General features: G+C 64.3%; 3 protein-coding genes. 1 reads left to right on the top strand and 2 read right to left on the bottom strand.

The window, feature by feature from the left end; genetic code table 11:
- The first annotated feature begins 506 nt into the window (after positions 1-506).
- Positions 507-1,292, top strand: a complete 786-nt coding sequence (locus AC1DHX_RS20110; RefSeq protein WP_476900414.1) for a hypothetical protein — start codon at positions 507-509, stop codon at positions 1,290-1,292.
- Between the two features lie 221 nt (positions 1,293-1,513).
- On the opposite strand, the gene AC1DHX_RS20105 is transcribed toward AC1DHX_RS20110, so the two are convergent.
- Together AC1DHX_RS20105 and AC1DHX_RS20100 are read right to left on the bottom strand one after the other, a co-directional pair.
- Positions 1,514-1,924: an NfeD family protein gene (locus AC1DHX_RS20105; RefSeq protein WP_476858741.1), complete on the bottom strand. Its 411-nt coding sequence runs from the start codon at positions 1,922-1,924 to the stop codon at positions 1,514-1,516.
- 138 nt (positions 1,925-2,062) lie between these two features.
- On the bottom strand, positions 2,063-4,477 hold the full coding sequence (locus AC1DHX_RS20100; RefSeq protein ID WP_476858742.1) for an HAD-IC family P-type ATPase: 2,415 nt from the start codon (positions 4,475-4,477) through the stop codon (positions 2,063-2,065).
- Positions 4,478-5,622 lie beyond the last annotated feature (1,145 nt).

Genomic DNA, 5,622 nt, shown 5'->3' with positions numbered 1-5,622 from the left:
GTACATGCTCCCATGAGGAGCAGTACCTTTATGGAAGTAGTGAGCCAATGGAAGTAGTGAGCCAGGGAGTTTGGTGGAGGCTCGTTGCGCCACGAAGCGTGCCCGTAAGCCGATCCCTCAGCGGGCGCTGCGATAAGACCCGGCGCTATGGCAGGAACGGCTGCGGGTGCCAGAAGCCACCCCAGCTGCCGCATGGATCCCGCGTGCCAGGCACGAACCCGGGGAAGCCAATGATCGTGATACATCGCCGCCGGTGGGTGTGCCACGGCTAGTCTAGGGGTTCACAATTCTTGGGGGATTGAATGGCTCGGACACACAACGCACCGGTTTTTCTCGCCGGGGTGATCCTCGTGTCCGTCGGCTGGATACTCTTCGGCCCGACGAGTATGCTCGCGGCAGCTTCCGATCGACCCGTCTCCCCCAGTCACCCAAATGCGGGGTTGTAGGCTCAGAACATGTCAGCTCATTGGGGGATGCAGACTCAGCGCGGAAGAGTACTGCTTGTTTTGACCGGACTCGTCCTTGCGCTGGCGGGTTGTACGTACAGTGATCCGCCTGAGCAGACAGTTAGCTCATCGTCCGAAGGGGCAACGGTGCCGCCCCGGTCATTTGAAGAAAACGTTGGTGACGTGGCCCGTTTGCTTGGTGCATCCGTAACGGCCGCTGGTATGCCAACGGAAGCAGAGCCTGCCGGGAAATTGGTCACTGTTCTTGCTCCCGGGGACTATGTCGTCACGGCCGCGTGTGCCGGCGGCTACTTCGCCAAACTGACGATCGTTGAGGGCGATGGGCTTCCGCTGTCAACAGACGGTGACTGCGACGCCACATTCCAGCGGTTCCTCAGGCACGCGGGCGGTCCCATCACGATCAGCGCGATCCCGTCGACCGGCGGGCCCGCAGTCGCCGGGGTTGCGATAGGGCCCAACACTGACCCCATGGCTTCAGCGCAAGCGGACATGGGCGAATGGTCATCAAAGCAGCTGAAACCCGCAGTGCCGGGAGAGCTGGCCGGCTCCGCTGCTTCGAATTCCCCGACCAGCTTCGGAATGTCCGCCAAATCCGGCACTTACGAATTGCAGTTCTTGTGTGAAGGACCCTCCGGGACCGAACTGTCGGTGGCCAGCTGGTCCGGTGTCGAAGTCGTCGCCCCGGTGCAGGTCCATTGCAATGGGAACATCTTCAAAACGACAGTGCAGCTGGAAGCAGGCGCCGACAGAGTCGATTTCAAGATGAATCCAGGAAGCGGTGGCTCGGAGACCCGATACGCCTTCAGGCTCGTTCCGCCCACGTAGCCTCTCCTGTCCGGACGCGTCGACCTCGGCTCGGAGTCTTAGACGCGCTCATGTTGAACCGCCGTGTACGGACTGCGGTTCCCGGGTGGTTCCGCCGAACCCCACCGCGCTGCCGTGCGTTGGGCGAGCGTTCAGACGACCAGGGCGTCGCCTTGGCGCAGTTGTGTGCGGGCTCGACGAAGAGTCTCACCTTACCGGGATCTTCCTGGGCCCTGGGATGGTCAGGTGCCCTGGTAGTCGCCGGAGGCCTGCTCGGGAACTTCCCACTCCCCTTTGGGGGTCCGGAATCCACGCATGAATCCGAACATCAAGTCGGTCATTCCGGCCGGGTCACCGCCGCAACGGACGAAATCTTCCCGTCGGCGCCGGCCTAGCCACGTCGTGTGTCGGACGCCCAGAACCGTGACAAGGGTTGCACCGAACACTGCAGCGGTTAGAAAGATAGGCAATTCAGTGCTGAACCAGGAGGCCAGCAATCCCGCGGAAATTGCTCCAACCCCGATCCACAGAACGAACCCGGTGACTACTGCTCCGCGCAGCGATGCGTTACTGGGACGGTGGATTGGGATGAACTTGGCGGGGTCAACGGGCGTATAGCCGCGCCTGGAGCGGCGTCCGGTTTGTTCGGACATGAAGTTCGTATCCCCTAGATTGTCTGCGCTGACCGGGGACATCCCGACCATTACTCTCGAATCATATTCTGGACTCTGGCGCCAGTACCGATAATGGACCCCAGTGTCCCGGCTCACGCTAATAACTGATGAGCCCATTTAACCGCTCTTCACCACCGGACCTTGTTGCGGGAAGGCCCGGGCGTGGACCCGGGCCAGGACCTCGACTCCGAGGCCCCCGGCGGCCCCGCACGCCACGGCCGCGAGCAACAACCCGCCGGGTGGCCGGGAAAGCAGGAAGAATTCCTGCACGAGCGGGAGGTTGAGCGAGACCAGCAGGGAGGCGCTCATGGCCAACACCACGGCCAGGCGCGCCGCGTTGAGGGGGCGCGACACGGCCGATAGGATCCACAGTCCGACCATGGACAGCGTCAGCACAGAGGCGCTGCTGACTTGTTCGGACGTGGCCGCGCCGGCCAGCGGCGCGAATGCGTTCAGTGTGAGCAGGGAGGCCGTGACGATCAGTCCGGCAGGGACGGAGAACCATAGGGACCGGCGCAGGAATCCGGGCTGATAGCGGCGCGGGTTCGGCATGAGCGCCAAGAAGAAGGCCGGGATTCCGATCGTCAGGCCGTCCGTGAAGGATAGCTGGCGGGGAAGAAACGGAAACGTCCACTGCAGGAGCCCGAAGGTCACCGCGATGGCGGTCGCATAGACCGTTTTGCTGAGGAAGAGGCTGGAGACCCGCTCAATATTGGCGATGACCTGCCGGCCCTCAGCGAGGACTCCGGGAAGCCGGTCGAAGCGGCCGTCGAGCAACACCAGGCGCGCGACTGCCTTGGTGGCGGGCGCCGCGGAGTCCATGGCGATGCCAAGGTCGGCCGTCTTGAGCGCGAGGGCGTCGTTGACGCCGTCGCCGGTCATGGCCACAGTATGTCCCCGGCGCTGGAGCGCCTCGACCATCGCCCTCTTCTGGGCGGGCGTCACTCGGCCAAACACCGTGTTTGATTCCATCACCTCCTCCAGATGCAGCGGGTCCTCCGGCAGTGAGCGTGCGTCGAAGCCCTCCGTGACCTCCAGGCCAACCCTGCGGGCAATGGCGGCAACGGTGCGGGGATCGTCGCCGGAAATGATCTTCAACCCGACCCCTTCGGTCCGGAAGAACTTGAGGGTCTCCCGGGCATCGGAGCGCGGCTGTTCCCGGAAGGTCAGCAGCGCCACAGGGTGGAGCGACGCCGGCAGCTGCTCCGCCTTCCCATTGGCTGGCAACTGATCCGCGCCGGCCAGGAGCAGGGTCCGCAGCCCTGATGCGGCCAGTTCGCCGGCCTGGCGCAAGACGTCGCTCTGGCGCGGTACTGCGCCGTCGGGCGCCGAGATCGACGGCTTCAGACGTGCGGCTGCGTCGTCGCCCTGCACAAGCATCATTTCCGGTGCTCCGAGAATCCAGGTGCGCGCACCGCGGGCGCTCCCGTTGAAGCTGACTCCGCTCCACTTCCGGGCGGAGGAGAACGGCACGGACCGGACGGGTTGAAGGCCGCCATCATCCTCAAAGGCCGTGCTCAGGCAGCGTGCCGTGGCGTTTGCCTCGGGTTCGGCGCCAAACCATGCGAGGGCCTGCTCCCATCCCGGTTGCGGCGCCAGCGGGTGAACCGCGTCGAAGACCAGTCCTCCTTCTGTGAGGGTTCCGGTCTTGTCCATGCACAGTACGTCTACGCGTGCCAGTCCCTCGACAGCGGCGAGTTCCTGGATCAGTACGTTGTGTTTAGCCAGCCGGAGTCCGCCCACGGCGAAGGCCACGCTCGTCAGCAGCACTAGTCCCAGCGGGACGATCGCGATCATGCTGGCAATGAGTCCCACGAGTGCGGGGGTCCAGGCACCGGTGGAAATGGCGGTCTGCCAGCCGCCGCGCGCCTGGATCTCGCCGTTGAGCACGATGAGGGCAACGGGCAGCAGGATCCACGCGATCCAGCGCATTACACGGTTGAGGCTGTTGCGGATCTCGGAGTTCACCAGTGAGAAGCGTCGCGCGTCTGCCGTCAGCCGGCTCGCGAACGACGCCGCTCCGACCCGGACAACCTGGGCGTTGCCGTGGCCGGCCACGACGATCGATCCGGAGAGTACTTCCGTCCCCGCATCCTTACCCACCGGGTCCGCTTCGCCCGTGAGAAGCGATTCGTCCACCTCGAGGCCGGACGACTCCAGTACGGCAGCGTCGGCAGTGATCTGATCCCCGGCCCGCAACACCAGGAGGTCGTCTCTTACGACGTCGGCCGTGGCGATGTCGTGGATCTGACCCTCGCGCAAGACCCGCGCGAGCGGGGCGTTGAGGACAGCCAGCCGGTCCAAGGACTTTTTCGCCCTGTATTCCTCGACGACGCCGATCACGGCATTGCTGACAGCGGCGAGGCCGAACAGGGCATCCCGCCATTGCCCCAGGAACAACAGCAGCAGGAAGCTCGTGCCGACGATTGCGTTGAAGAGCGTGAAGACGTTGGCCCGGAAAATCTGCCACAGGCTCCGGCTAGTGGTGTCCGGCACGCGGTTGGTAAGCCCGCGCTCGACCCGCGTAGCCACCTCCCCCTGCGACAGCCCCTTGGCGGCCGGCCGGCGCCTGGCGGCCTTCCGGCCTTTGGCTGCCGGGGACGCACGCCGATGCAGAAAGGCTCGTCTCTTGCGCCGGCGGTATGCCTTCACCCTCCGATGGTATCCGCCGTAGCGCCACAATGTGACGCACTGCGATGCATACGCCGGTCCCCCACCGCGACACCATCCGCCCGCACTGGCGCGGCGAGAAAATCCGATACAGATACTGGAAGCCTGGAATCGCGCATACCCCGGCCGCAAAACTGTCCCGCTCAGGGTGGACAATCCCGACAGTTGCACCCGCGCAGATCCTTGGCTGCGTCCGGGTCTGCACCAACGGACAGGACCTGGCAACGCCGCGCAAGGCGCTTACGGGGCTGGGCGTCCCCCGAGGGCCTGACCAATGGTGACCACGGCGTGACCGGCAGAAACAAGGATCGCTGGGATTGAACGAAGCCCTGGCGGCTGTCCGGGCCGGCGACACCCTGGTTGGCGCCAAGAGAGGAACCGCCCGGCAGCAGCAACGGCCACCAACAAAAATGGGCCCCCGCAAGGGCCCATAAAGGAGATTTGTACACAGTCAGACGCTCACAAGCCTCTGAACAGGGAAAACACGTGCCCGAGGTGGGACTCGAACTGCATTCGCTCCCCCAGAGACATTGAGCTCCCCCCGAGACATAAGGAATCCGCGCAGTGAGGTCCGCGATCGACTCTGAGGCGACTCAACGCTGCCATGCCAGCGCGAACATCACAGCCGTGAGGTCCGGCGTCCTGGCCCGACGTACTCACACGCGTATACCCGAGATGTCCCGCCCGGCTATTGTGCCTCAGAAACCCCCGGCCAGCACCCGCCTGAGACGATTTGCGGTGAGACATATTTCCACGGCACGACACGACACGAGGCGGGCCAGCACGCTGTCGGTTCCTTCAATCCTCCAGACACGACGAGGTGTCTTGAAGGGTGTTGTTTGCCAAGTCAGCAGCGGATACGGTCGCTGCCGTGTTTCTCACTGGCGGTCGTCGACAAGAATCCTGCACGGTTCGGTCCTGGTTGGCGGTACGAGGAGCGACGTAGAAGATCAAGAGGGCCTTTCGGTCACTCTTTGATGGGGGCCGAACGACGGACAGTAGTCGAG

It is taken from the genome of Arthrobacter sp. 05N33_2, from assembly GCF_056397425.1.
The sequence above is the reverse complement of the archived record's forward strand: the minus strand, read 5'-3'. Positions and strand labels throughout refer to the sequence as shown.

Excerpts from the sequence above, each read along its gene's own strand:
- AC1DHX_RS20105 (WP_476858741.1), bottom strand. The coding sequence starts at position 1,924 with ATGTCCGAACAAACCGGACGCCGCTCCAGGCGCGGCTATACGCCCGTT.